The 1,815-nt window shown below is 71.6% G+C and carries 2 protein-coding genes; one reads left to right on the top strand and one right to left on the bottom strand.

Going from position 1 to position 1,815, the window contains the following annotated elements:
- Window positions 1–172: 172 nt before the first annotated feature.
- Complete coding sequence (locus tag ACWGH4_RS34790) at window positions 173–925, bottom strand: AraC family transcriptional regulator (protein ID WP_453467873.1); 753 nt, start codon at window positions 923–925, stop codon at window positions 173–175.
- 84 nt (window positions 926–1,009) lie between these two features.
- Here ACWGH4_RS34790 and ACWGH4_RS34785 point away from each other — a divergent pair.
- Window positions 1,010–1,815 (top strand): MFS transporter (locus ACWGH4_RS34785; protein WP_453467871.1); only part of this gene is annotated, 806 nt, incomplete at its 3' end.

Raw genomic sequence — 1,815 nt, 5'->3', positions numbered from 1 at the left:
GATCAGCATCATGTACTTCATGGTCGGACTCCCTCAGGGGCTGTCGTCTTCTCGTGCGGCGGGTGCCGCACATGATGACGACGAACGGGGCAGGGCCGTATCGACACGGTCCCTCGATTTTCTTCCGGCTTCTTGCGGACGTCGCCGGTCTGCTCCGTGTTCCGGGCCCGGGTCAGCCGGGTCCGTGGCGGTGGTGTGCGCCGGGGGTGTGGCCGAAGGTCCGGCGGAAGACGTCGATGAACGCGCTGGCGGACGACCAGCCGCACCGGTGCGCCACGGTGGTCACGGGGGTGTTGTGCGCGAGCAGGACCAGTGCGTGGTGCAGGCGCAGTTGGGTGCGCCACTGCGGGAAGGTCATGGCGAGGTCGGACTTGAACAGCCGGGACAGGGTGCGGTCGCTCGCGCCGACGGTCCTGCCCAGTGCGGCCAGGGTGCGGTTGTCGGCGGGGTCGGCGCGCAGCAGGTCGCACACGTCCCTGAGCAGGGGGGAGGTGGGTGTGGGCAGGTGGAGCGGTTGCTGGGGCGAGGCCCGTAGTCGGTCCAGGAGTACGGCGCGCAGGCGGGCGCGTTCGGGGCTGTCGTCGAGTGGGGGGCGGGTGTGGGCGAGGATGAGTTCGCGGAGCAGGGGGGCGACCGCGAGCACGGTCGGCCGGTCGAGGCCGAGGGGGTTGTCGGTGGCGGGCAGGCCAACGAGGTGCAGTTCCAGGTCGCCGTGGGCCTGGTGGGCGTGGACGGTGCCGGCCGGGATCCAGATGGCGCGGGTGGCGGGTGCCACCCAGGTGCCGGCGCCGGTCGTGACGGTCAGCGCTCCTCGCCCTGCGTAGACGATCTGGTGGTCGTCGTGCTGGTGGGCGTCGATCTGTGTCCCGGTGGCCAGGCTCTGGGTCCGGGTCGGAGCGACCGGCTGGTGGCGGATTCGCGGCATCGGTCGGCAGTTTATCGGAAGTACGACAGCCGGGGTGCCGTCGACGATGGTCGCGTGCGGAAGAACAGGTGGAAGAACAGGCCGGTGGTCCTGCTGTCGGTCGGGCATGCGTGCGTGGACGTGTACCAGGGCGCGGTGGCGTCGCTCGTGCCGTTCTTCGTGGCCGAGCGTGCCTACAGTTACGCGGCGGTGTCCGGCATCGTGCTTGCCGCGTCGGTGCTGTCGTCGGTGACCCAGCCGATGTTCGGGGTGCTGACCGACCGGTGGGCGATGCCGTGGCTGCTGCCGGTGAGCACGCTGGTGGGCGGGGTGGGCATCGCGGGGAGCGGTGTGAGCGGCTCCTACGGGTGGACGCTGGTGTTCGTGGCGGTGTCGGGGCTGGGGGTGGCCGCCTATCATCCGGAGGCTGCTCGGGTCGCGCGGCTCGCCTGCCGGGGCAGTCACAAGGGGATGGGCTGGTTCTCCCTCGGCGGGAACCTCGGCTTCGCGCTCGCGCCCCTCATGGTCACCGCGGTCGTCGCCGGTGCAGGGCTGCGGCTGTCGCCGCTGCTCGTGGTGCCGGCTCTCGTCGGCAGCGTGCTGTGCCTGCCGGTGCTGAAGGCGCTGGAGAAGGACGGGAGTGTGCGTTGCGGCCCGGTGGCGGCGAGGGGGGCCGACGACCGGGTGTCGTTCGTGAAGCTGTCGCTGGCGGTGATCTGCCGGTCGGTCGTCTTCGTCGGTCTGAGCACCTTCATCGCGCTGTATGCGCGGCAGCGCACGGGAGGCGGCGCGGCGGCGGGCACGGCGGCGCTGTTCGTGCTCTATCTCGGCGGCGCGGAAGGCGTCCAGGTCGGGCCGGATGGTCGCGGTCGGGCCGGTGGTGGGCGCCACCGCGTCCAGGGTCTTGAGGC

The organism is Streptomyces sp. NPDC054847 (genome assembly GCF_053610925.1).
Note: the sequence above shows the minus strand (reverse complement) of the source record. Positions and strands in the feature narration are given on the sequence as shown.

What these genes read in the sequence shown, in the direction of transcription:
- ACWGH4_RS34790 (WP_453467873.1), bottom strand. Translation starts at nt 925, where the DNA reads ATGCCGCGAATCCGCCACCAGCCGGTCGCTCCGACCCGGACCCAGAGC.